Below are 23,562 nucleotides of genomic sequence, written 5' to 3'. Positions count from 1 at the left end.
GGCTAAATACTTAAAAATTGTTTAACAGCATCAGAGATCTGCTGTTGTACTGCAGGAATATCTTTAGATGCATCTATCACAGCAAACCGACCTGGCTCTTGTTCTGCCCGCTGCAGATAGGCCTGTCTCACCTTCTCAAAGAAATCCAGCTTCTCACGCTCAAAGCGGTCAGGTTCACTTCTGGCAGATGCACGTTGCAAACCGATCTCGACAGGCAGATCCAGCAGCAGGGTCATATCAGGATGCAAACCGTGTTGTACCAGTGTTTCAAGTGTACGGATATTTTCCATATCTACACCACGCCCACCACCCTGATAAGCGAATGTCGCATCCGTAAAACGATCACTGATCACCCATGCACCACGCTCTAACGCCGGGCGAATCACATTCTCGATATGCTGCGCTCTAGCAGCGAACATCAACAACAGCTCAGTGTCCTGGCTTACTTTTTCTTCTCGCGGGCTCAATAACAGCTCACGCAACTCTTCAGCCAGAGGAGTACCACCGGGCTCTCGGGTCAATACAACTTCGATCCCCTGCTGATTTAGCAGATTGCAAAGGAAATCAATATTTGTTGATTTGCCAACCCCTTCGGTTCCTTCGACGGTAATGAAGCGGCCTTGTTCTGTTTTATTCATAGCATCCAATCATATGCAGCTACGGCGATGAACGATAGTCTTTACGACGGGTTAACTGATACTTTTTCACCGCGTTATTATGTTCTCTCAGCGTTGCTGAGAAATAGTGACTACCATCCCCCTTTGCAACGAAGTACAGCGCCTTTCCGTCCGTAGGGTTGAGCGCCGCATGGATAGCTTCACGACCAACCATCGCGATAGGTGTTGGCGGCAAAGCGGGTATCACATAAGTATTGTAAGGTGTCGGTTTACGCAGATCTGAACGACGGATGTTTCCTTTATACGCATCACCCATACCGTAGATAACAGTTGGGTCCGTCTGTAATCGCATCCGTTTCTCCAGGCGTCGCACAAACACGCCGGAGATAATAGGACGCTCAACCGCACGGCCAGTCTCCTTCTCCACGATAGAAGCCATAATCAGGCTCTCGTAGGGATTTTTATAAGGAAGATCTTTCTGGCGCTCCTGCCACTTTGCGTCTAATTCCTGCTTCAGCATTTTATGCGCGCGAGATAACAGTGTTGAGATATTACTATTTCGCTCATAGCTGTAGGTCTCAGCTAGAAAAACACCCTCTGTATGTTTGTATTCAATACCAAGTTTTTTTAGCAGCTCGGTATCAGAGAGATCAGCGATATCATTTTTTAAATTCTTCGCGGCAAGAAGTGATGCTTTCAGCTGTTTAAAAGTACTGCCTTCGACAATAGTGAAGTTGTAACTGATGGAGCGCCCCGAAGTAATCAGCTTCAGAAAAGCAACCGGAGTCATGCCCTGTTTCAGCATGTACTCACCCGCCTTGATCTTCGATGCCAGCTTCGAATGACGCGCATAAAGCTTTAAATAAAGATCGTTTACAGTACCGTCTTTCTCTTTAAGTTTTGATAGCACCTTATTGAAACGGCTGCCTTTTTCAACCTCAAAGACCTGATCCTCAGTAATTGAAAGAGGGGTTTTCAAATAAGTTTGATAATCGTTCCAAAACCAACCAGCTGCAATGCCTGATACAGTCGCAAGAACGCCAAACGCGATAAGAAACTTCTTCAATGATGTTTTTCCTGTTGCAGTAACTGCTGTAACTTCTTAGTAACAGCGCCAATCGGATAACCCTGCACTCTATCCTCTGATGCAGTAACAGACACTACAGGCCAAACCTCTATCAAGCTGTTGCAGATAAATAATTCATCAGCACAGCCCAACACATCAGGTTTGTATAAACCCTCTGAAAGCTCATAACCCTGTAGTTGAATCAGCTGGATAAGATGATCGCGCATCACGCCTTTTACCCCACAGCGATCAAGAGAAGGCGTATAAACCACTGAATCCTTAACCCAGAACAGATTACTCATTGTTCCTTCAACAAGATAACCTTCTCGATCCGTAACCAGACCTTCAGCAAACTGGTCTGTCCCCTGCCATTCGCTACGTGCCATAACCTGCTCAAGACGGTTTAGGTGCTTTATCTGCGCAAGGGCTGGATTTAGAGCCATCTGATATTCACAGACGCACGCATGAACTCCATTCTCTGCTTGAGAAGAAAAATCACTCAACGGGGCCAACATCATTACACGAGTGATATTTGCCTGTTGAGGCAGCGCATAGCCCCTTTCACCCTGCCCCCGTGTGATAACAAGCTTAAGCACGCTATCACCTTTAAGAGGAAGCTGTTCAAGATCTGACAAAACCAGATCAAAAGCCTGGGCAGGAAAACGTAATCGCTCAAGTCCCAGCTTCAGCCGCTGAAGATGGGCATTAAGAAGCTGAGCTTCACCCCGCTCAACCCTTATTGTTTCAAATAGACCATCGCCATAGCTAAACGCCCTGTCGTAGACAGAGAGCTCATCAGTCTCAATACCGTTGACCCAAACACGCTTCATACCAGTATGCTTTACAGCCTCGTTCAGAGCTTCTCAAACAACAATGTGCCGTTTGTACCACCGAAACCAAAGGAATTGGACATAGCAGCTTCAATCAGGCACTCCTGAGGAGTATGCGGAACGTAGTTAAGATCACAGCCTTCAGAAGGGTTATCCAGATTGATCGTTGGAGGCGCAACCTGATTTTTGATGGCCTGCACACAGAAGATCGCTTCGACTGCACCCGCTGCGCCTAACAAATGCCCGATCATAGATTTGGTTGAACTCATACGTACACTATCAGCAGCTGAACCCAGCACCTGTTTCGCAGCATTGGACTCCGCAATATCCCCTGCTGGGGTCGAAGTACCATGAGCATTGATATAGTGAACCTTGCTACTTTCGATAGCAGCATCTTTCATCGCATTGGACATAGAAAGTGCTGCACCCTCTCCTGATTCAGGAGGGGCAGTCATATGGTAAGCATCATCACTCATGCCAAAGCCGGTCAATTCGCAGTAGATTTCTGCACCACGAGCTTTAGCATGCTCATATTCTTCAATTACCAGAATGCCGGCTCCATCACCCAAAACAAAACCATCGCGATCTTTGTCCCAGGGCCGACTTGCTGCTTCTGGATCATCATTACGTGTAGACAGTGCGCGCGCAGCGGAGAAACCAGCAATGCCTAGAGGCGTAGTCGCCATCTCAGCCCCGCCGGCCAACATCACATCAGCATCCCCATACTGAATCATCCGCATCGCCTGGCCAATATTGTGTGTACCGGTTGTACAAGCAGTAGTAATAGCGATATTCGGCCCTTTGAAGCCATACTTAATCGCCAGATTACCTGCAATCATGTTGATGATACTACCAGGCACAAAGAATGGAGAAACACGGCGCGGGCCTGATTTGGCCAAAATGTCGACGTTTTTCTCGATCATTGGTAATCCGCCGATACCGGAGCCAATAGCACAGCCGATGCGCGGAGCATTTTCATCAGTGACTTCGATACCGGAATCTTCAACCGCCTGAACCGCAGCAGCATAGCCATACTGGATAAACAGATCCATTTTGCGCGCATCCTTAGCGCTCATGTACTGGGTTACATCAAAGTTTTTAACCGATGATGAAAAACGAGTAGCAAATGGCTCCGCCTCGAAATGGGTGATTGCAGCAGCACCGCTTTTCCCTGCCAGTAGCTGATCCCATGTTTCAGCTACTGTATTACCGATAGGACTTACCATACCAAGCCCGGTAACAACTACACGTCTACGTGCCATTGAAAATCTCCATAAACAGATAACACAGATGGGAGGCTACAATTTTACTAGGGAACCTGCGAACAAGTCTAATGCGCCGTTGTGTAACCCACTGAGAAAACATAAGGATTATTCGCTGCTTTCCGGATTACAGGCAAAAGAAAAGCCGCTCTATCCAAAGATAGGCGGCTTGTCAGAAATACTTGCTCGGTTCGATTACTGGTGAGCGTTGATGTAATCGATTGCCAGCTGAACTGTAGTGATTTTTTCAGCTTCTTCGTCTGGAATTTCAGTTTCGAATTCTTCTTCCAGAGCCATTACCAGCTCAACTGTGTCCAGTGAGTCAGCGCCCAGATCTTCAACGAAAGAAGCTTCCTGAGTTACTTCTTCTTCTTTAACACCCAGCTGTTCAGCGATGATCTTCTTTACGCGCTCTTCAATGTTGCTCATATCTCTTCCTATCTTCTTATTAACACCACATACCTGTCTGGTACGCGGAAAGAAATTTTATATAAAGCCACCCAGCAAAATCAAGCTGAGAAGCAAAGTTCATTCTCTACCTGACGGCACATTATCAACAATTCGAAGAAAAAAACAATTCCTTCGACAGGGTTTTACCCCATATACACACATTTAAACCCAGAAATCCTCTTTCTTATCAAAGAGTTGCTGCCAAATTCCTGTATATATACCCATTGGTTATATGTTGTTTTTGGGACTAAGGAAATCAATGATTTACGCTTAAGTTGTCCCACTTTTGGGGCGGGGATTATGGGCTTTTATTGTTACAGGTCAAGCTAATTTTAGTGACAGTCCCTTAAACGAGGCTATACGTACTGTTCAATACGTACCGGTTTAGTCATTTCTGAACCTATGAACAGAGTTAGTAACCACACCAAATATCCCCAAATAAGTCACATCATGACCGTATTGAGTCGTCTCCGGAACGATGGGTGGATAGTGGTTATTGTCACAATCAGGAAGGAGCAAATCAGGGTTGAGCTGCAGGCGGCGAACTACAAATTCACCGTCTACTGCAGCTACGACCACATCATTATTCTGTGGCTCAAGAGCGCGATCTACGACCAACAAATCACCGTTGAATATACCTGCCCTTTCCATTGCTGGACCGCTAGCAGTAAACATATAAACGGTGAAATGCTGACAGTTTGTGATTTCGTTCAGATCAGCTCTATTTTCTGGGGAAGCAATAAATTTCATAATCAAAACCTGTACGCATATACAGCTAATTATTATGGAGTTTTATTTTATTTGAAAGTCTTGGGGGCCGAAGGAGTCTACAAAAGCAGAATAAACCCAAGCCAATTTAAAGCCTGGCTCATCCAGCATATCCCTAAAGATCTGGACCGTATTAGCTTTTGAGATTGGTATTTCATCCCTGAATTGACAGAACACATCATGCACCAAAGAAGCGTCATGAGTAATCGGCTTTCCAAGATGCGAACGCCCATCCGGGACGCCTAAAACCACCAGCCCCAATATATCGAATTTAGGACTGCAGCCATCATGGGCATAGCCCCTTTTAATCGTTAAGGCTCCGCCCTCAATACAGCACCACTCGTTACGGTATTCGATACCTTCTAACGCCGGGTGTCTGTATGTGAAGTCCTTATCTATCTGATAAAGCCAGGGCATAACAAACCTAGTATGTATTCGCCAGATCAATCATTTCCTGAGTAGGGGCCGGCCAGTGTTTATCGTCCTGATAATCGGCGACCTTATTAGCCACAAGAGCTCGGCTTTTGGCCACGCATGAATCAATCCATGCCATGCCCGCTCTTAGCACTGTCATCTGCTCTTCGGATAGATTGCCAAGTGTTGCGTGCATATTCAGAGTCTGCTGCGTATTCGCGCTAGCTACTTTGAAAATACGTCGTTCACACTCATTCTTAACAGAAGCTGCAAAGGCATAAAAATCAGCTTCCGCTTGCTCTTCCAGCTCACTCTGAGGGATATCTTCAACCTGCCACACTTGTGTTGGATTTCCATCGACCTTCATCACCTCTAAAAAGATCCGTTGAGTGTCAGGATTATGAGGCGGCGCATCTGTCTCAACCAGTTTCTTTGCACCAGCTTCTAAGTAGTGCTGATCGGTTAGTGTTTTAGGCAGCAGAGTCGGAGCAACTGCTTCTCGAAGCTTTCGGTCATTAATTGGATTGTCGTTTAAATACCAAGTCATCCCAATATCTCCGTTGCGTTCCAAGTATCATTAACTAAATTAGAGTTTGTAGACAGCCCGGAAGTACCATCAACCAAGCCTGATGCCGAGCCTGAAATATCACTAAACGTTGTGACATCAACAGATTCGGTCATACTTAAATTACCCATATTGATTGAGGCACTAGCTGCAGAAGAAACAGTCACGCCATTTACAGCCCCATCATCTTCACCATCATTCGCTGCTGAAAGATTGAATAATATATAATGCGATCCCGCTGTTGCGGTGTTGTAGTAAGCGCCACGGACAACCTCATCAGATGCATCTATTGCAACTGCATTTGTGCAGTCAGCATTAGCCTCTGTATTTGTTAAGGTTTTAACCCACTCTATCCCGGTCGGCGCGTTCGAAATATCAAAGCAGAAAAGAAGGCATTTTTTCTTATCGGATGTGTGCGGCCACAGGCAATAAGCATAACTATCTGTAATCGCCCATGGTGCAGAGTTGTACACTGAGGACTTTGCGAAACCCTGAGCAGCATAATTGAAGTATTTGCTCCATTGATGGATACCTGAAGAGTTCCACTTTGATAAGCAAAGGTCCGTATTACAGTAATACCCCACAATAACATTGCCGGAAGCATCAATATGAATGGTCGGCTTAACATCGGTCATGTCAGATGATGAGACTGTAATCTTCCGCTGCCAAACAATAGAAGGCGAGCTTGGATCAATCTTCATAACTGTTAGGTAGTCGTTGGCTGCACTGTTAATACCTACAACATATAGGTGAGTACCATCATCCTCAAAAATAACCGTGTGAGGCTCTAACCAATTAGCAAAACCTAAGTTAAATATCCAGGCGGCACTTGGGCTTCCAATGTCAGTAACGTAATAAAGCGCGTGCGCGTTACTAGTTGGGCTTGCTGTTAGCCCTATCATTCCACCCCCGCTGGTTATATGCGCGTTGTAGTAACCCGCTCCATCACCAGAAAATATCCGCATAATTTCAGTGTAATCTGGATTGATTACATAATGGGAAACATTGCTTGATAAACGCCTTGAGACAACAAGCTTCCCTTGATTGACATTAACTCCAACCCGATCATTGGTGCTAACCAAACTAGTATTCATACCTGTTTGGTCGACCAGCACACCTTCCTGAAAAACAGCCACCTCACAAGAGGTGCCGCCATCATATGATACGGCTTCAATTCCTCCAGCTATATCAATATCGATTGACCACGTAATCCCCGCTGTACCGTATTTCCCTATCCAGTATGGAGACGGCCCACCGCCTCCGCTTAATAGCATTCTACGAGCTAGCATTATGGTAACGCTCCACAGTAATTCAATATCAATAGGTCGTTCATCTTGGTGACAACGATCAGGTCATTTCCGGTCAATGCAGCATCTGCGATATTCACCCACACTGAGCCCGGGGGAGGAGCAAAGCTCCATCCTGTGCCCTTTAAGTTAAGAGTGAGGCTTTGGCCGTTACTTAACGAGTCAGGAAACACTGCATTACCTGTCATTGTGTAAACCCAGACAGACCCTTTAGATCTATCAAAGGCCTCGCCTGTGCCGCTAGCTATGTATTCCTTTTCTGTAGCAAGAGCGAACAATGAAACATCTATTGCAATGGTGAGACTAATCACCCAATCAGCATGCGTACCGCTGCCTTCTACGAGGGTGATATCAACATCTAAAGCACCTGTGCTGTCGTTATAGCTCTGCACAGTGCCGACCATGCGGTTAGTCGTGTCAGCGCTGAACGCTATGACCACACTCATTCCTGGCACAAACTGCTTCCCGGTTTCTACAGTTAGGGATTGAGCTCCAGTACCAACCGTTAGGGATGTTGTACTGGTGGCAGACATCCCGGGTGCGGCAGCTGCGAGATTCACATTAGCCGCTAGAGTATTCGCCTGTGTTACAAATTGGGTTAATGCGGCGACAAAAGCATCTGATTTAGATGCGAATAAATCCGGATCATCTGACCGCTGTGGAGCAGCCGGTAACTGGTCGATAGTTGAGCTCATTAGGTCAAACCCTCTACTTCAATTGAACAGTCCGAGAAAAGTGGCCCGGACAGCTGAATATCAAAATCTGTGAAATAGCCATAGATAAGCAATCCATAGCCCCCATCATCTGTGCCACTCCATACAAGTGGTTTAGCCCTGAGCCTGCCTAACTGCCGCTGAATATGCCGCACGTTCTTAGTTTCAATTGAAACGTCATAGCTAGAGGTCTGGGAGTAACCACGCTCAACTATTACGGCGTTGCCAAAGTCATCACGCTCCTTTCGAGAGTAATCAACAATGCCGATGCCGCTTCCGAACACTGCACCGCCTATTGTTTTTTGAGCCCCAAGCACTATTTCCCCTACTGACACATCACCAGCGGGAACGGAAAGAGTGATAAAAATTGTTTGAGTTGAGTAACTAGGCAGATCGAAAGCCACAACCTCTGCAACTTTCTCAGTAGGAGTGAAGAAGTAGGTATACCAGTCAGTCACCCCTGAGTTGTCGCTCAGGCTGTATGTTTCGTTATAAATTTCCCCGTCCGTAGGGTCAGTTATTCGCACGTTGATGGAAGACGCTTCTACATTAAAAAACGCGATAGCATTTACGATCTTGCCCGGCGTGATTTCATAAGTAATACTGCCTGCGTTTGTCGTCTGGTCCGCTAATTTTTTATCAAACACTTTCCAGCGATTGGTTGCTGAAACAACCGTCCACAGGACCGCATTGTTGGCTCTATCGTCTGGGTCGTTGCCCTGATTGCCATCACCGGAGGACTCATAAACGGTATGTGTGACCAGGCTAATTACTCTGGCACCGGTACTGTATGGAGTCCCCGGATCGTAAACGGCGTAATCATCTTCGAGAACATTACTATCTACCAGCTCAGCGTCAGTGATTTCTATAGGCTGGATATACTTCATGAAGCACGCACCTCTGGCATTCCTTCTGCATCAAATTGATTAAGCTTCTTAACGACCTTGCCGGTGTTCTTGGCAATGGTGTATTGAAGCCCCTTATTCTCTGCACGCAGGCTTTCGACCTCAGCTCGCAGCCCTCTCAACTCAGCAACCACTTCACGGTTATCAAGCATTTTCATTGAGTCGTTGTGATTGATGATTTGGGAGGCGCCGGTATGCTCTAGCTCCCACCCTCGCTCGCCTACGATTCGCCAGCCGCCTTGATGGTTACCACCTGACGCAAACTGAGGAACCTCTATCCCTCTGGTGCTCAATGTCTGGGCCATGCTATTCGCCAGCCAAGCGTTCATGCGTTGAACATCTAAAGCTGTTGAAGCCGAAGCAGCGGCTGCCGCTTCAAGCGATTGGCTAATTGAAGGTAGGTCGGCTAAAGCATCGAGATCCCCAGCCCTCGCGGCGGCGGTAGCAGATTCAAATTGAGATGATAGGAAATCAACGCCAAGAGCCTCGGCACCACCTGATAACCCGCGTAGTCTGTAAATCTCATCGATCAAGCTACGACTAGAAGCCGCAGCTTCCTCAGAAGCTGTTTTTTGATCTTCCAGAGCTTTGATCTGCTGATACAGCGCACGGTTGGCAGGTGCCAACGCTTCCATTTCTCTTCTGCGCAGCGCTGTAATGTTGCCCTGCGCCTGAAGTAACTGTGTCTCTAGGCCATAACGCTCCGCTGCAGTCGCCTCTCTGAGTGCAGCAAGTTGGCGCTCTGCCTCCAAAGCTTGAGCATTAGCTTCCTGCTGTAGCTGTTGCTTTTGCGCCTCTACTTCCTGCTGTCTTTGCAGCTCCAATGCATCTGCAGCCTTTTTGCTTTCAAGGGCTACAATTTGATCGAATAAGGCATAGTTAGATTCATCGATTGCGGCCTTTTGGCGCTCTCGTAGTGCAACCTCATCGCCTAATAACTCGAGAAGCTGTCCTTCCAGGTTATAACGCTCTGATGCAATAGCATTTCGTTTGGCAGCCAGATCGCTCTCAATCTTCGCAGCTGCTTCAGCAGCTTCTTGCTGAGCCTCTAAAGCTTTGATCTGCTCGTAAAGTGAGTGGTTTGATTCATCAATCGCTGCCTTCTCTCGCTCCTGGAGCGCTACGAGGTTGCCCTGTAGTTCTAGAAGGCGGCCTTCAAGGTTATACTTCTCTGAAGCGATAGCTTGGCGCTTATCAGCCAGTTCCTGCTCAGCCTTCGCTATAGCGTCTGCTGCATCCTGTTGCTCTTGAGCGGCAATCTCAGCTGCTGCTTGCTGGGCCTCCAATGCTTTGATCTGCTCGTATAGAGAATGATTAGACTCATCTAGCGCGGCCTTCTCACGCTCCTGCAAAGCAACGAGATTGCCCTGCAACTGCAACAGCCGGGTTTCAAGGCTATAGCGCTCGGAAGCGATCGCCTCGCGCTGAGATGCTAGGTCTCTTTCAGCCTGTTCAGCCGCAGCAGTTTCTGCCTGCAAATCCTCTAACGCAGTGATCTGATCAAAGATCTTCTGATTAGATTCATCAAGAGTGTCACGCTCACGCTTACGAAGCTCAGTAATATTGCCCTGAAGCTGTAGCAGTTGAGTTTCCAGGCTGTAACGCTCGGAAGCAATGGCTTCCAGCTTTGAAGCTAGCGCTTGTTCTGCAGCGGCAGCTGCTTCAGCCTCTTCCTGCAGTTTTTCTAGGGCTTTAATTTGCTCATAGAGGGAATGGTTAGATTCATCCAGCGCATTCTTTTCACGTTCCTGTAGCGCGGTTATATCACCCTGCAGCTGTAGCAGTTGCGTTTCCAGGTTATAACGCTCTGAAGCGATCGCCTCGCGCTGGGATGCTAGCTCCCTTTCAGTTTGCTCGGCAGCTGCTGTTGCAGCCTGTAGATCCTCAAGTGCTGTGATTTTATCGAAGATTGCCCGATTGGATTCATCAAGCGCATCGCGCTGACGTTTACGAATCTCCTCGGTATCACCCTGAAGCTGAAGCAGTTGATTCTCTAGGCGCAGTCGCTCGCTGGCGGCAGCCTGTAGATCTGCTGTGTTGTCAGTAATAGCATCGGTAGTCTCATCGACCGCATCACTAAATTCACTGAAGCGCCCTTCAATCTCTGCCAGATCGCGCTCAAAGATGGCATCGAGGTTAGCCAGTACAGCTTCAGAGCCACCAGCAAAGGTGGCGCCAGCATCAATAAAGCCGTTGAATGCTTCAAGCTGCTCCTGATACCAAGTATCGAGAGCATTAACCGCCTTATCGTATTCAGAGAGCGAGTCCTGCAGGTTTTGATCTGCCAGGCTCTGCGCAAATGCCTCAGCATCCCCTTGGATGACATTGAAAGCGTTTCTAGCTGCTTCCTCTGAATTTGCAAAAGCTTCTGCCGCCTCTTCCAGCGTGAACGTGCCTTCAGCAACAGCATTCAGCCAAAGCTCTAGCCCTTCAGTATCAGGCTCACGACCCAAGATGTCGGTATAGAAAGATGTGATCGTGTCACGAAGTTGCCCAGTACGGTTTTCATAATCGACAATGGCTGGGGCCAGCGCGGTTACCGCGGCAAAAGCTTCTCTGCCTGATTCTGTTGTAAGGTCCAGACCCAGCGCAAAATCTTTAAGCTGATCAGCTGAGCTGATAGACGCATCGAATGTGCTGTTAAATTCATCAATAGCCTGACGGCTTTCGTTAATGCGCAGGATATTTAGATCCTGCTCAGTTAGCAGGCCAGAATATGCAGCAGTAACACGGGCAAAGGTACTTGTTAATGCCTCACCTTCAAGAGAGAAACCGCTGATCGCAGCTACGGCATCATCAACATTACCCGGTAGGAAGTCGAATAGAGAGGAGCCGGTTTCCAGCGCTTCATTAACTTTTGTAAAGCCGGTGATGTAATCAACGATGACCTGTGTTTCTGCAAGGCCGAGCGTTTCAGGATCGGCAATGCCTGCCAAATACTCCCCAACAGCACCGCCAATATCAGCCGCTTGCAAGCCTTGAATCGTGGCTTGGTGTAGATCCTCAATGAAGAATTTTACCGCCTCTTCACTGCTAAGAGAGTGAGAAGTACCATCTTCAAAGTAACGCTCGCCAAATGACTCCCCTGTTGAAAGCTCACCAAGAACTTGGACACCGCCACGGCCTTTCTCTGACGTCTTCAGCTCAGCCTTTAGGTATTCAACATGAGCGGTTGAGCCCAGCGTTTCGAGCAGACGATTCAGATTATCAATGGTCGATTGGACCGCTACCGTCATCTCATCTTTAGCAATCGGTCCGCCAGATGGGGTTTTGCTAATCCGAATGCCCTCTTCCGGGTCATATAGGTAGCGTTGGCCAGAGCGGGTTTCACCGCCGCCCATGCCGCCAAGCAAAGCACCAACACCGATGGCAGCCCAGCCCATAGGGCCTAAGCCTGCTAGCGCACCACTAGCGCCAGACATAAAGCCCGCACCAGAAGCTAAGCCACCAATGCCACCGGCAATAGCTGTACTGGCCGCACCACCAGCAACACCGCCCAGAACGCCATGTTCCTGAGCAAAGCCATAAGCAGAGAAACCCGCACCCAACGAGTTAAGAGCGCCAGCCGTTGCGCTATTTGGGTCTATCAGAGTAGGAGGCCCCATGCCGTCCGGGGCCCAGCCATACCCGAAATCTCCAGCAACACTGTTTACCATTCTAGTAATGCTGCCGGAAGAAGGGTTAAAGTAGCTGGTAAAGCTATCTAGGCCTACAGCGCTACTAGAAAGCATTCCAGATAAACCACCCCCAGACCGCTCCATTTCGGCCTGCATGTTTAGAGTGATTGGCTTCGTCATGGCAAGGTGCGCCATCTCAGCCCAGGTCTTTTTAAAGGAATCTAGTAGCGCATCGCCGAAATCTTCAAAGGAATCGAACGCACCTTCCCAAGCGTTAGCAAACGCCTCATCAATGCGTTTTGTAGACTCTTCCCAGGCGTCAGCGAATGGATCAGCAGCTTTTTCTGCTTCCTTCGCAGCTTCCTCAATATCCTTAAGGCGTTGCTGCTCATCATACATTATGCCCAGTAACTCGCGGAGCTGGTCTCCCTGTTTAGCCATCTCAGTAGCCGAGGCACCACGCAATTGGTTTTCAATGAATCGCTCGCGTTCAGAGAGTTTCATTAGGCGCAACTCTTCCTCAAGTTGCGGTAGTAACTCTTTGTTTTTCTCTACTTTTGTTTTGAGGCGTTTTTCTTCTTCTGCAATCTGGCGGTTTTTGTTTTCTATCGCCTTAGCTATAAGCTTTTGCTGCTTTTCGTTCTCCGGCTCTTTGGATAATAACCATTCTTTTTCTTGTCTGAGCTTTTCGAGCTGAGTAACCTGAGCAGCCATCTGCTCTAGTCGCTTTTCGTCGGCGACCGTTAATCTACCGGTAGCCTGCCCCTGCTCATCTGTCGCAACAGTAGACTTCTTGAATTCACCGGTAATGATTGCACGAAGCTTTCCTTGTAACTCCAGACCTTGATTTAATTTGGCCTGTAACTTTTCTTCTTCTGCAAGCTTTAGGATTAATTCATTCTGCTGTTCTGGCTTAATCCAACCATTAGCCTGAAGACCTTGAAGCGTCTCAATTCGAGCAGCAACAGCTCGATGCTTGAATTCTATTTCATCAAGCTGGTCTTTAAGACCTATCAGATCAGCTTCAGCTCTTTTTTTGCTTAAATTATCAAGTGATTCACCCAATCCGTCAGTGTGTCGACGGAGAACATCAACCGGCTCTTTCGCACCGTCTGCAGTGAGCGCAAAATATGAAATTGCACCCGCTGCAAGCATAGCAACCCCAACAGGGCCACCCATAAAGGCCATTGCGGAATTTAGTCTAGTGGCTACGCTAGCGCCAGTTATCGCCACAGCATTATAACGAGATGTTGCAGCAGTTAGCCGGTCTTTCGCTGCCGTTGCAGCGTTTTCTGCAGCTGTAAGCTGAACACTGGCCTTCATTAAGGCGAGCTGAGTTGTAGCAGATTTAGCTGAAGCCTGTGATTTTGCCAAATCCGCTGCTGTGCTATCAGCCAGCGCCTTGGCTAATTTATACTCAGAAACAACAGCGGCACGGATCGCAAGCGTATCAGCTACTCTAGCTTTGGTTTTTGCAAAGAGCGCAGGTGTATATTTACTGGCTACTGCTATAGCAGACAGCGCCATTACATCATCAAGATACTCCGCTGCGTCAGCAGAAGTTGCCAGAACTTCAGCAAAATCATTTAGCGCTCCTGTTGAAGACTCTGCAACAAAATATGCAAGCTGTTTATTTACACCGTCCCAAGCATAAGAAAGCCCAGTAACAGCATCGTTATAATCAGCAATGGCGTTAGCCTGATCCTGACTGATAACTACATTCAGCTCATGGGCTTTTGCGATCATGCCATCAATGGCATCTGTGCCCTGATTGATAATCTGTAGCGCAGCCGCAGCGCCTTCACTATCAAAGATCTTATTTGCCAGCCTTAGACGGTCGGACTTATCCCCTACTTTCTCGAGAGCTGTGGCGATCGCATAAAATTGTTCTTCTGGCGCTAAAGCTTTTAATTGATCAGCTTCAAGACCTAGTTCCTGCAGGGAGCTTCTTGCTTCACCGTAACCCGCAGATGCTTCCGAAATACGGCGTGTCTGGCGCTGCCAGGCTAGAGAAAGTTGCTGAATAGTGGTTCCTGATAGATCAGCAACGTACTGGTAAGCTGATAACGCCTCTGTGCTGGCATCCATTCGCAAATTTAGCTTATGGATTTTGTCAACTTCATCAAACTGACGGAAAAAGCTCTCAGTAGAAACGGCTGCTGCCGCAATTCCAACACCCCATGCAGTTGCTTTATGGGCTGCAGTCCCTAATGCTTTTTCGAAATCGCCAACATCTCTTTTGGTTGTTTTGGCTTGTTTCCCCAGTTTTTTGAGAGAGTCACTCGTTAGCTCGGTTGCTTTCACCGCACCTTTAGAGTCACCCGTTATAATCAGGCCTGTTGAGTATGTTTTAGCCATCAAAATTACCTTATACTGGGGGTATGCTTAATTATTTATTGATTGCGTTTCTGCTATTCCCTGCTGCCTGCCTGCTGTTCACAGGTAAGCCTTGGTGGGCGCTTCTTTCGCTTTTTAATATCGGGATATGGTTCGCCAATCCTTTGATTGGCCTCGTTGCGTGGGTTAGCGCGACAACGTACGCGCTGAAGTACTAATTTCAGGCAATAAAAAACCCGCTGAGCGCGGGCTTTAAAATTTTACTATTCACCAGTACCGTCATGCCTGCAAAAGCTCGAAACTAGCCTCCACACACGCTATGAAATATGAAGGCCCAGCTAATTGCTCAGCATTCTCCATTTTCTTTGCGAATGAATGCAGCGATGCTTCTTCTTTCGTTTTTTCGCCAACGAGTCTCAAGCCATAGGCAATCATTCGATCAACATGCTTGTTCATTAGCTTGCCTTTCTGTTCGAACTCTTCACCAACTGCGTGTGAACAAGCCGCTCGAAGCTCTCTATATTCTTTAATCAAACCCATTGCAGAAGCGTTCGCTCGCACCGGGAAGTTAATTATTTTTGCCGTGGTCCGTTTGGGCAATGGACGAACGTCAGCACTAAGGCTAATATTGTTCATATCATTTCCTCTGTCCTAAGAGATTTGATGCGGGGCTTGAGAGGTCCGAATCTCCCAAGTCCCATTTAACTACTTGCGTTCTAAAAGCCTATCCAGCTTCTCGTTAATCTGCTTTAGCGTGACCTGATCAGAAAGAACCTGCTTTAACAGAAACACGATTTCAGCATTTATTGATCTACCGGATTCTAAGGCCGTCAGCGCGACTTGATCCATTAACTCCCGAGAGATATGCAGATTGAACGGAGGTGGCTTATTTCCTCTTTGTTCTGATCTGGCTGTAGCCTGAAGGCGCAGAACGATCTCAGAGTTCATGCTCCGTCCGCGCTTCACCGCAGCCTCCCTGATTTCATCACGCATACCTTCCGGAAGGCGCAGAGTGAACTTATCTAAAAGATCGCTTGGATAATCATTCACGCTGCTTTCTCCTTTTTAAACCTGAATCGCTTTCCGTCCAGCATTGGAGACTCACAAAACCATTCAGTAACTTGCTCTGCATCTTTGATGAAAGCCTCTATCGCGTGGCGAACAGATCCGTTATTGCGGTAGGCGTATGTAGGTGTTGTGAAACCTTCAGCTGTTGTGTGGATGTAGTTAACCCGCTCTACCTGCTGTTTTTTAAGCGCTGCATGAAAAATATCGGATGACAGGCCAAAACCATAAAGCGAATATGCATCACCTTTTGAAATACAGCCTGCAGGCACACCATTCCGATGCTGAAGCTCAACATTTTCAACACGCTCAGTCAGTACCTGATTATCTTGCGCTAGCTTCAAGTTTTGATCCTGAAGAATCTGCTGACGCTCCTCTAACTGGTCCTGCTTTACTGCCAGTTCCAGTAATGCGGCCAGCTTAGGATCATTAATTGCTGGCATGCCGCTACCGTAACCACCGGTCTTACGGATTGAAGGGAGAACTTCTCCTACAACCCACTCTTCAAACGCTTCAGCAGAAGGGAGTTGTGACTTCATTATTAAGCGATACATATCGCGCTCAGGAATGACAATGGTTTGAGGGTCCAGGGGTAACGAATCGTTACCCCCTACAGGTTTAGCTGCTTTGCAGTGATCTATAACTGCCTTTCGCGGATTCGAATAACCTAAAGCGGATGCAATGTCTTTAGCTACAAATTTAGCCTCGCCCTCAATCTCAAGCGCCCTTATCTGAATCCCCTTAAAATCGAACGGAATTACGTTGCTCATACGGCCTCCTGATCTTTGTAACGACCAAGTTTTTCTTCTACAGCTATTTGAAGCCAAGCATTCAGGCTACGCCGTTCTTGCTTGGCAATTTTTTCAGCCTGTAGCCTCATCTCTGGTTCCATTCGAAATGGATAAGATGTTTCGCGGAGTCTTTTTGGCATTTCTTTTACCTCAAGCAGATTCTATGTGATATCACTATAGCAAACAGAAAGCAGATATCAATAAGATTCTTTGAAAAAGATATCTAAAAGATTCAGAATAAAGATATGGGTACCAATAAACTACAAAGCTATCCACTCCGAATGGAGCAGGAATTAAGGCAGCATTTAGAAAAAGCAGCAGAAGAAAGCGGCCGCTCACTTAATGCTGAAATTATTTTCAGGCTTAACCAATCTATCGCAGAACCGAGAAAAAACGGTAAAGGCGTGACGGCGGCCTACTACCTTATGAGGGCTGCAAAAATAATAGAAGCCTCTGAAAACTCGGATAACGAAACCAAGTCCGCTGCAATTGAGATTTGCAACACCTTTGAAACAGATGATGAAAAGAGCTAGTCAGAAACCCTACTCCTTCCATTTGCCGGACATGCAATAAAAACGGGGCTATATGCCCCATTTATATTCAAAAGTTGCCGCGCTCTAACTTTCAACTCCTACCGAAGACTCCTCACTCCATAGGTTTGATAGAAATCCCTACAGTGAGCAACTAGTAGCTCATCATACTCTTTAACTAGTAGACGAAACTCCTCTTGGGTGAATCGCTTTTGAAGCTTGCGCTCGGCCATCTCGGTCTTAGCGCTGTCTCGCGTTTCCAAAAATACAAAGTATTCACCATATTTTTGGTAGGTATTATTTATCATCTCAATAAAGGCAGGTCTTAACTCGCTGCTCTCACTCAGCGAATCTCGGGACATTATGAGATTAACTGCTTGCCACTCATAGACTTTTTTGCAAGCAACCAGCCTTTCTATCTCCGTAACAGCCCCTGTTAGCTCTTGAAACCGGTCAGGCACCTCGTTTGTGCAGCTTGTTATAAGCAATATTACTGCAACCGCTGGGAGTACCAATCTCATCTTCAACTCCTTGTTGTTCCGTGATGATGATCGGAGCATACCAGTAAAATTCTTACTTTTCTGCGTTGGCCTTTTCCTTGGCACCCGTCTCAATCAGCTGAACCTGCCTTAACACATATGGTCGCTTCTTCGGCTTTATGGAATAGATATCCATCAGCGAAACTAATTCGCTGCGGTCGATACCATCATAAAGAAGCTTAACCCCGCTCATTGAGCTAATGACAAGGCGCTGAGGTCTGCACCCAAGGAACAGATCTAATGCTTGAATATTGTCCTGGTAAAGAACAAAATTCTCAACCTCAGAAGAACGGTAGTGTTGCAGAACTTCCTCTGGAGCGCCCGCCTCTTCCATTTCCTTTAGGGTTTCTGGGTCGGTGCTGGAACCGGTATCAGTTGCCCAATACCGGCCAGCCTCTATCAGTTTTTTTCAAGCAGATCCCGAATAGCTTTACCGTAAAGAACTTCGCCCAATTGCGCGGAGAAAGCTGCTTCAACGTAGTCCATATCGAATAATTCAGGCAGCAACTCTGCACTGTATTCAATTTCTTCCTTATCAGGAGTTAGTAAGCCATCAACACCCGTAATCAACTGCTCACAGAGAGCAATATCTGAAAATTCGAATTCAGGCAGCTCTTCCAATTCACCGGCTGCGAATTGAGTAATCAGCTCGCGATGTTCTTTTTTAGCTGTTTCAATATCCTTCAGTAACGCTTTACGCTCGGGTTTAGAAAGAAGCTTCCAAGTAACCGCGAGGTCGTGTTCCTTTGTTTCTGCCACCCCTGTTGGCTCTTTAATGATCAAAGGAAGCGTGAATGTTTCTACTGGCTTAACAATAAATGACATGGTATCTGTCCTATATCCGTTGGTTTATCCGTTTAGCTATCCGTTGGTAGAGAAAACCCCGCCCTCCACGGATAGACAGAAGGCAGGGTTGAAGGGGCCGGTTATTTAACCGTGATTACGATCTCATCATCGCCCGCATCAGGGATGAAAGATGTATTCAACTGGTAGGCATATTGGCCGTCGAGGTCAGTGCCACTGATACCACTCAACTGCACTTTAGGTGCATCGATCTGAACGATATTCCCGGCTACTGTGCCGTGAACTACCTGAACAGCATCAGTTGTAATGCCATTATGGGATTCCACCAGCGCAAACATATCTTTATCAGTCAGCGTTGGCGCATCAATCACCATCTGGCCGCTTGGACTACGATCAGTGATAGAAATTTCTTCATGACCGATCTGGTTACGGTGAACTACGTTGTTGGACATATCCACACTAAAGCTATTAGCAATCGCGCTATAGCCATGAATGGTATAGGTCGGTGTGTTTGCTTTAGTAACTGGCAGCGGCACCTGGAAGGCAGACAGATCGGCTGTAAGCGAGCCTGTAACTGGCTTAGCGTACAGGCCAGTGAAGCTAAACTTCATTACTGGAATGCCACCAGAAGACAGATCAAAGCTTACGGATCCACGGCAACCTAGTACTTTATGAATCTGACCATCCTGCTCATAGTGCAGACTTGCAGACTCAAAGCTGGAGGATACCGGTTGATACTGTACGTCAGTGCCAGCGTTAACCGTTTCTGAGAAGCCGCAAGCACGAAGCACGGAACCCCAAGCAGGAGCAGTACCTGCAGCACCAGAGCCCGCAATCTCGACTTCAAAGCTGACCTTTACATTAGGCGCTACATTGATTGCTTCTTCATTACCTAGCGTTGGACGCACCAGGTCACGTTGGACTGTGTTGCCGTCATATGGCGTGATGTCCAGATTTTTCGTGAGAATAGCGTCTGCTGCTGCAGGAGTGGCATCAGTACCGTAAGTACTCTCAACCTTTGCCAGTAGAATTTTCTTACGACTCAGCATTGTCTTTTACCTTTTTTACTTTGGTTGGTTTTTTAGCAGGCTGAGCCCGCTCCTTTGCTTCGGTTCCACCAACGCGCACGCGCTGGCCGTCCCGCATTTCATAGCGTCCGCCTTGGTTACTCATAGGGACCTCGGGTTTGGTTAGATGTAACGAATGAAGGAGAATTGTTCTCGCCAGTAAACGAGCTGCCCTGTTTGGGCTAAACGCTTACCGGATAGATATTGAATGGGGTGGCTTTGGGGATTTGGTTGCAATCCCACCAGCGCTGTAGAGGCTTGGTTTCGAACTGTTTCGAGCTGATCTTGATCGCACACTAGTACAACCGAAAAAACATCTGTTACGGCTTGGCGCACAACATTATCGTATTGGCTTTCCTGAGCTTGCGAAGCAAACTCATAAACAAGAGCCGCCGGAATAGACTGCGATACAGTGGCAAGAGTAGTTACTTCTAATTCCAGATGCCCCCTGTACTGCTTTTCATCCGGTTCATAATCAACAGCAAAGTCTGTGATTTCGTATTGTCCAGCCAGACCAGCCACCGTATCAACAATCTGCGCGCAAAGTCCTTGAAGATCTTTGAATGTAGAGGCTCTCACGCTAAGCACATAAGTATCTATTCGCCCTAGCTTTTCGCCATCCACTTCGATGTGTTGCCTATTAACCTGCTGATAGATCATTGCTGGCAAAACCACATCAGCAGGAAGCACCAGCGGGTATACCTTAGAGCCAACCAATGGCCCGAAAATATCCTTCAAGCCAATCGCCGTATCTACAGTGGAGATATCTGCGTCACTGGTTTTTACAGCATTAATAGACTGGCCTGAGAGCGTTGTAATGATGTTATCAATCATGCATCTATCCGGTTTAGATATCTGGCAACACCCTGGTAATACAAAGTGCCGATTTGTGGTGAGGTTTGACTTAAAGCTCTGCTCATTACGTACTTGCCTTTAATTCCACCGAAATGATAGCCGGGGTATTTGCGGAGCCTGCGCTTTTTATAGGTTCGCCATTTCCTTTTAACCCCGAACTCTACAAGCGTGGCTTTGTATGATTGATTAAGGCCGTTGACCTTACGGTTAGCACCTACAATGATCGCAATGCCGGGGTTATCTACTGATATTCGATTTGAAGAGCCTTCAAAGACGTTTAACCGGGCTTGCTGGCGCTTGGTAACTGTCTTGTGGCCTACCGCTTTAGCCAGATCACCCTCATCTACGGGCATTAAGCGTTTAGCGGTCTTTTTAAGAGGAGCTGCAACTCGGGTTAATCCGGAACGAACCGCTTTAACTTTTAGCTCAGACTCCAGGTTTTCCAGCCTTGCCAGAACATCTGCTTCATCGTATTCAAGCTTTATTGAGGTCATGGCAAGCGAGCTCCACAAAACGCCCAGTTCCGTCGACATCTACGGGTGGGCCAGCTATTTCATAAATATTGCCTTTCCACTTGATACGGTGCTGAGCTGTAAGCCAGGGGCGATTGCGTAGTCTTACTGTTAGATCAACTCTTGCCTGTTCCTGATCTGCTGAGAAATTCTCAGTTGCTTTGATCATTCGGACATTAGCAAAAGCCGTTATGTAATCAGCCCAATCCTTTTCTGTTTCACCGTATTCATTTCCCGATTCGGTATAGGCTTGGATTGTTATGCGGTGGGGCAATTTCATATAACAGGAACTCGGTAAAGGCTTAATAAACTCGACACTGAAAACTCTAATTCGCCATCGACCTTGCCAACCGCTTCCCGGTTGTTAAACCAATGCCCGACCAGTAAACGAATACATTGCTTTATCGCTTCAGGGACATCAGCAGCATCACCGTAGCCACAAGTAAAACTAACGGTTACTGGCTGCGGATGATTCGCCTTAGTAGAAGGCCACACCTCATATGCTGAAACCTGCCCTTCTATCGATGCAACATCAACGAAGTAGTCGGAAGCATCTACAGTGCGCTGTGCGCCTTGAGAATCCAGGTATTTCACCGACTCGACTGATACAAGGTTGGGACTCAACACAAGCTCAGGAGCAAAACAGCCGACATACTTTTTTTGCTGAGTAATCAGGGGGCGGCCCGTATATTTCTCGCAGAATCCTGTGGCTGCTTTTATCAATGATTCGATGAGCGTATCTTCATCTGTGATATCAGCATCAACTTGGCACTGTAATCGCGCTTCAACCAGAGAGATTGGTGTCTCTGCAGGTTGTGTAGCCTGGATAATTGGCATGAATTCAATCCTCAATTTTCACCGAAAGGCACTCACTGAATGCCTTTGAGTGAACGTACTAGTCGCAGTTAAGCAGCTGGATCTTCAGAATCGTCCTTTGGTGCTTCACCTGGCTTTACAGCATATTTTTTAGTGATCAGCCATTCAGCAGTCTCAGGATCAAACCCTGCGATATCACCACGGACGTAACGACCGTGTGGCTTAATGAACTCAACAGCAGTTTTCTTCTGTTCTGTTTTCTGGGCTGCAGGCTTCTGAGCTGCAGGCTTCTTTTCTGGAGCTTTCTTAGGGTCAGTCATGGATAATTACCTACTTTATTTGTGATAGAGACAGCAGGCTCACTTGGAGCCTGCTTAAACAGGGATTACCAAGTAACCGCTGTGCCCTGCACCAGACCTTCTGGATGACGGAAACCGATATCGTGTTCGTTAACCACACGGATAACCGACTGGTTACGAGCAAACGAAGAAACCAGGTTATCGCCGCTGTCCTTGTAGGTAGCTTCGCGGGAGAAGTCGACTTTCATGCTGTCATCTTCACCGATAACTACATCATTCCAGTCTGCGAAGTAGATCTCAGACTCATTTGTACCCACACCCAAATTCACAGGAATTGTGGTTGTGTGTAGTACCGGCCAGCCCTTCAGCATGCCCTGAGCCATTTCTGGATAAGCTTTGTTGCCGTTGCCGTCACGCAGACCTGCCAGCTTCATAAAGGAGCGTGGAGACAGAGCCCAGCCACAGCGCAGCATCATGCTATCGCTTTCCATCAGTTTCAGGATCAAGCTATCAAGGTAAGCATCGATCGTTGCCAGATCCGCAGTACCAGACCACGCAACAGTACGAGAAGCATCTTCTGCAGTCTTCTTGAAGCCTGCAGGAGTGTTGTTAGTACCATCGTCGCGGAGGAAGCCTTTATCTTCACGGACAGCCATCGCACTCAGCATATCGTTCAGGAACAGCTGCTCTGTGTTGAAACCTGAACGCCCAATCAACTGATTAGAGATCGGAACGATCGTAATCATTGTCTTCGCGGACAGCTGAACATCGTTAGTAGTCGCTTCTGTCGCCAGAACGTCAGCACCCTCACCAACATAGCCGGAAGTAGCACCACCGGACATACGAGGAATACTCAGGTTGCCGTTAGGCAGTGGCAGAGCTTGAGCACCCAGCTGGCGAACTACAGTCTTAGGACGTAGAAGCTCGATTACTTCGTCGTGGGTGTTCTGAGGAATCAGCGCACCACCACTACCGTTGGTCGTTTCGATCGCCATCGCTACATTCGCGTCACGAATTTCATCGCGGGCGAATTTAGCGGCAAGGTTAAGATCACCATCACCGGCAGCGATAGCCATAGCGGTACGTGCGAACGCAGAACCTTTATAGGTTTCGGCTTCTTTCTTAACGTGGACAGCTGGAGCTGCAGCACCGATCGTAGTTGTTACTGGTACCGAAGCTTGCGCATTCATCTGCTCAGCTGTTTCCAGTCGTTCGATCTGTGCCGTAAGGCTAGTAAAAGAAGCGGAAAGCTCTTCGAACTGACTTACTTGCTCATCAGTCAGGGAGCCTTCAGCTTCAGCTTTCGCAAGCACCTGAATCTGATCGTTTACATCAGCTCGCTCGCGGCGGAGTTGGTCGATTTTACTCATGGTTTATTACCTTTGTTGGATTGTTTTAGGCATAAAAAAACCGGCTCAATGCCGGTTCAGGTT

Annotated in this window: 28 protein-coding genes; 1 reads left to right on the top strand and 27 read right to left on the bottom strand. The window is 47.4% G+C overall.

All coding sequences use genetic code 11. The features are described 5' to 3' along the window. Positions 1-2 precede the first annotated feature (2 nt). From tmk to GY843_RS04755, 16 genes are all read right to left on the bottom strand, one after another. Positions 3-638 (bottom strand): dTMP kinase, encoded by a 636-nt coding sequence (tmk, locus tag GY843_RS04830; RefSeq protein WP_297307068.1) that lies wholly within the window; start codon positions 636-638, stop codon positions 3-5. 19 nt (positions 639-657) lie between these two features. Beyond that, positions 658-1,683, bottom strand: coding sequence for an endolytic transglycosylase MltG (gene mltG / locus GY843_RS04825; protein ID WP_297307066.1), 1,026 nt, complete (start codon positions 1,681-1,683; stop codon positions 658-660). Then, a complete protein-coding gene (gene pabC, locus GY843_RS04820; protein ID WP_297307063.1) occupies positions 1,680-2,513 on the bottom strand; it encodes an aminodeoxychorismate lyase in 834 nt (277 codons plus the stop codon). The genes mltG and pabC overlap by 4 nt, the downstream gene beginning before the upstream one ends. 23 nt (positions 2,514-2,536) lie before the next feature. After that, on the bottom strand, positions 2,537-3,775 hold the full coding sequence (gene fabF, locus GY843_RS04815) for a beta-ketoacyl-ACP synthase II (protein ID WP_297307061.1): 1,239 nt from the start codon (positions 3,773-3,775) through the stop codon (positions 2,537-2,539). A gap of 195 nt (positions 3,776-3,970) precedes the next feature. Continuing rightward, positions 3,971-4,204: an acyl carrier protein gene (gene acpP / locus GY843_RS04810; RefSeq protein ID WP_007019607.1), complete on the bottom strand. Its 234-nt coding sequence runs from the start codon at positions 4,202-4,204 to the stop codon at positions 3,971-3,973. 405 nt (positions 4,205-4,609) lie between these two features. Next, positions 4,610-4,975 (bottom strand): S24 family peptidase, encoded by a 366-nt coding sequence (locus GY843_RS04805; protein ID WP_297307057.1) that lies wholly within the window; start codon positions 4,973-4,975, stop codon positions 4,610-4,612. A 42-nt stretch (positions 4,976-5,017) separates the two neighbouring features. Continuing rightward, positions 5,018-5,410: a hypothetical protein gene (locus tag GY843_RS04800; protein WP_297307055.1), complete on the bottom strand. Its 393-nt coding sequence runs from the start codon at positions 5,408-5,410 to the stop codon at positions 5,018-5,020. A gap of 7 nt (positions 5,411-5,417) precedes the next feature. Then, positions 5,418-5,954: a hypothetical protein gene (locus tag GY843_RS04795; RefSeq protein WP_297307053.1), complete on the bottom strand. Its 537-nt coding sequence runs from the start codon at positions 5,952-5,954 to the stop codon at positions 5,418-5,420. Beyond that, positions 5,951-7,261 (bottom strand): hypothetical protein, encoded by a 1,311-nt coding sequence (locus GY843_RS04790; protein ID WP_297307051.1) that lies wholly within the window; start codon positions 7,259-7,261, stop codon positions 5,951-5,953. Before GY843_RS04790 ends, GY843_RS04795 begins: the two co-directional genes overlap by 4 nt. Continuing rightward, positions 7,261-7,974: a hypothetical protein gene (locus GY843_RS04785; protein WP_297307048.1), complete on the bottom strand. Its 714-nt coding sequence runs from the start codon at positions 7,972-7,974 to the stop codon at positions 7,261-7,263. Before GY843_RS04785 ends, GY843_RS04790 begins: the two co-directional genes overlap by 1 nt. After that, positions 7,974-8,879 carry a hypothetical protein gene (locus GY843_RS04780; RefSeq protein ID WP_297307046.1) on the bottom strand — a complete coding sequence of 302 codons (906 nt, stop codon included), beginning with the start codon at positions 8,877-8,879 and terminating at the stop codon, positions 7,974-7,976. The genes GY843_RS04785 and GY843_RS04780 overlap by 1 nt, the downstream gene beginning before the upstream one ends. Next, entirely contained in the window at positions 8,876-14,872 is a 5,997-nt protein-coding gene (locus GY843_RS04775) for a DUF4214 domain-containing protein (protein WP_297307044.1), read from the bottom strand. The genes GY843_RS04780 and GY843_RS04775 overlap by 4 nt, the downstream gene beginning before the upstream one ends. Positions 14,873-15,130: 258 nt before the next feature. Continuing rightward, complete coding sequence (locus GY843_RS04770) at positions 15,131-15,487, bottom strand: hypothetical protein (RefSeq protein ID WP_297307043.1); 357 nt, start codon at positions 15,485-15,487, stop codon at positions 15,131-15,133. A gap of 69 nt (positions 15,488-15,556) precedes the next feature. Further along, the gene (locus GY843_RS04765) at positions 15,557-15,901 is read right to left on the bottom strand and encodes an Arc family DNA-binding protein (RefSeq protein ID WP_297307042.1); all 345 of its coding nucleotides are present in this window, start codon (positions 15,899-15,901) and stop codon (positions 15,557-15,559) included. Further along, on the bottom strand, positions 15,898-16,686 hold the full coding sequence (locus GY843_RS04760) for a BRO family protein (protein ID WP_297307041.1): 789 nt from the start codon (positions 16,684-16,686) through the stop codon (positions 15,898-15,900). Before GY843_RS04760 ends, GY843_RS04765 begins: the two co-directional genes overlap by 4 nt. Next, positions 16,683-16,847: a hypothetical protein gene (locus GY843_RS04755; protein WP_297307040.1), complete on the bottom strand. Its 165-nt coding sequence runs from the start codon at positions 16,845-16,847 to the stop codon at positions 16,683-16,685. Before GY843_RS04755 ends, GY843_RS04760 begins: the two co-directional genes overlap by 4 nt. A gap of 105 nt (positions 16,848-16,952) precedes the next feature. Between GY843_RS04755 and GY843_RS04750 the strand changes: the two genes are divergently transcribed. Beyond that, on the top strand, positions 16,953-17,240 hold the full coding sequence (locus GY843_RS04750) for an Arc family DNA-binding protein (protein WP_297307039.1): 288 nt from the start codon (positions 16,953-16,955) through the stop codon (positions 17,238-17,240). A gap of 98 nt (positions 17,241-17,338) precedes the next feature. Here GY843_RS04750 and GY843_RS04745 read toward each other — a convergent pair whose 3' ends face one another. The 11 genes from GY843_RS04745 to GY843_RS04695 form a co-directional block, all read right to left on the bottom strand. Then, the gene (locus tag GY843_RS04745) at positions 17,339-17,758 is read right to left on the bottom strand and encodes a hypothetical protein (RefSeq protein WP_297307038.1); all 420 of its coding nucleotides are present in this window, start codon (positions 17,756-17,758) and stop codon (positions 17,339-17,341) included. A 52-nt stretch (positions 17,759-17,810) separates the two neighbouring features. Further along, positions 17,811-18,110 (bottom strand): DUF1799 domain-containing protein, encoded by a 300-nt coding sequence (locus GY843_RS04740; RefSeq protein WP_297307037.1) that lies wholly within the window; start codon positions 18,108-18,110, stop codon positions 17,811-17,813. A 65-nt stretch (positions 18,111-18,175) separates the two neighbouring features. Next, positions 18,176-18,601, bottom strand: coding sequence for a hypothetical protein (locus GY843_RS04735; RefSeq protein WP_297307036.1), 426 nt, complete (start codon positions 18,599-18,601; stop codon positions 18,176-18,178). A 101-nt stretch (positions 18,602-18,702) separates the two neighbouring features. Further along, the gene (locus GY843_RS04730; protein ID WP_297307035.1) at positions 18,703-19,629 is read right to left on the bottom strand and encodes a phage tail tube protein; all 927 of its coding nucleotides are present in this window, start codon (positions 19,627-19,629) and stop codon (positions 18,703-18,705) included. After that, entirely contained in the window at positions 19,616-19,753 is a 138-nt protein-coding gene (locus GY843_RS04725; protein WP_297307034.1) for a hypothetical protein, read from the bottom strand. Before GY843_RS04725 ends, GY843_RS04730 begins: the two co-directional genes overlap by 14 nt. Positions 19,754-19,770: 17 nt before the next feature. Further along, complete coding sequence (locus GY843_RS04720; protein WP_297307033.1) at positions 19,771-20,481, bottom strand: hypothetical protein; 711 nt, start codon at positions 20,479-20,481, stop codon at positions 19,771-19,773. After that, complete coding sequence (locus GY843_RS04715; protein WP_297307032.1) at positions 20,478-20,996, bottom strand: HK97 gp10 family phage protein; 519 nt, start codon at positions 20,994-20,996, stop codon at positions 20,478-20,480. The genes GY843_RS04720 and GY843_RS04715 overlap by 4 nt, the downstream gene beginning before the upstream one ends. Next, positions 20,977-21,294 (bottom strand): phage head closure protein, encoded by a 318-nt coding sequence (locus tag GY843_RS04710; protein WP_297307031.1) that lies wholly within the window; start codon positions 21,292-21,294, stop codon positions 20,977-20,979. The genes GY843_RS04715 and GY843_RS04710 overlap by 20 nt, the downstream gene beginning before the upstream one ends. Then, positions 21,291-21,851, bottom strand: coding sequence for a head-tail connector protein (locus GY843_RS04705; protein ID WP_297307030.1), 561 nt, complete (start codon positions 21,849-21,851; stop codon positions 21,291-21,293). Before GY843_RS04705 ends, GY843_RS04710 begins: the two co-directional genes overlap by 4 nt. A 68-nt stretch (positions 21,852-21,919) precedes the next feature. Continuing rightward, positions 21,920-22,150, bottom strand: a complete 231-nt coding sequence (locus GY843_RS04700; RefSeq protein WP_297307029.1) for a hypothetical protein — start codon at positions 22,148-22,150, stop codon at positions 21,920-21,922. Between the two features lie 65 nt (positions 22,151-22,215). Then, complete coding sequence (locus GY843_RS04695) at positions 22,216-23,499, bottom strand: phage major capsid protein (protein WP_297307028.1); 1,284 nt, start codon at positions 23,497-23,499, stop codon at positions 22,216-22,218. Positions 23,500-23,562: the final 63 nt, after the last annotated feature.

Origin of the sequence: Neptuniibacter sp. (assembly GCF_024231755.1) — a bacterium.
Taxonomy (GTDB): domain Bacteria; phylum Pseudomonadota; class Gammaproteobacteria; order Pseudomonadales; family Balneatricaceae; genus Neptuniibacter.
The sequence above is the reverse complement of the archived record's forward strand: the minus strand, read 5'-3'. Positions and strand labels throughout refer to the sequence as shown.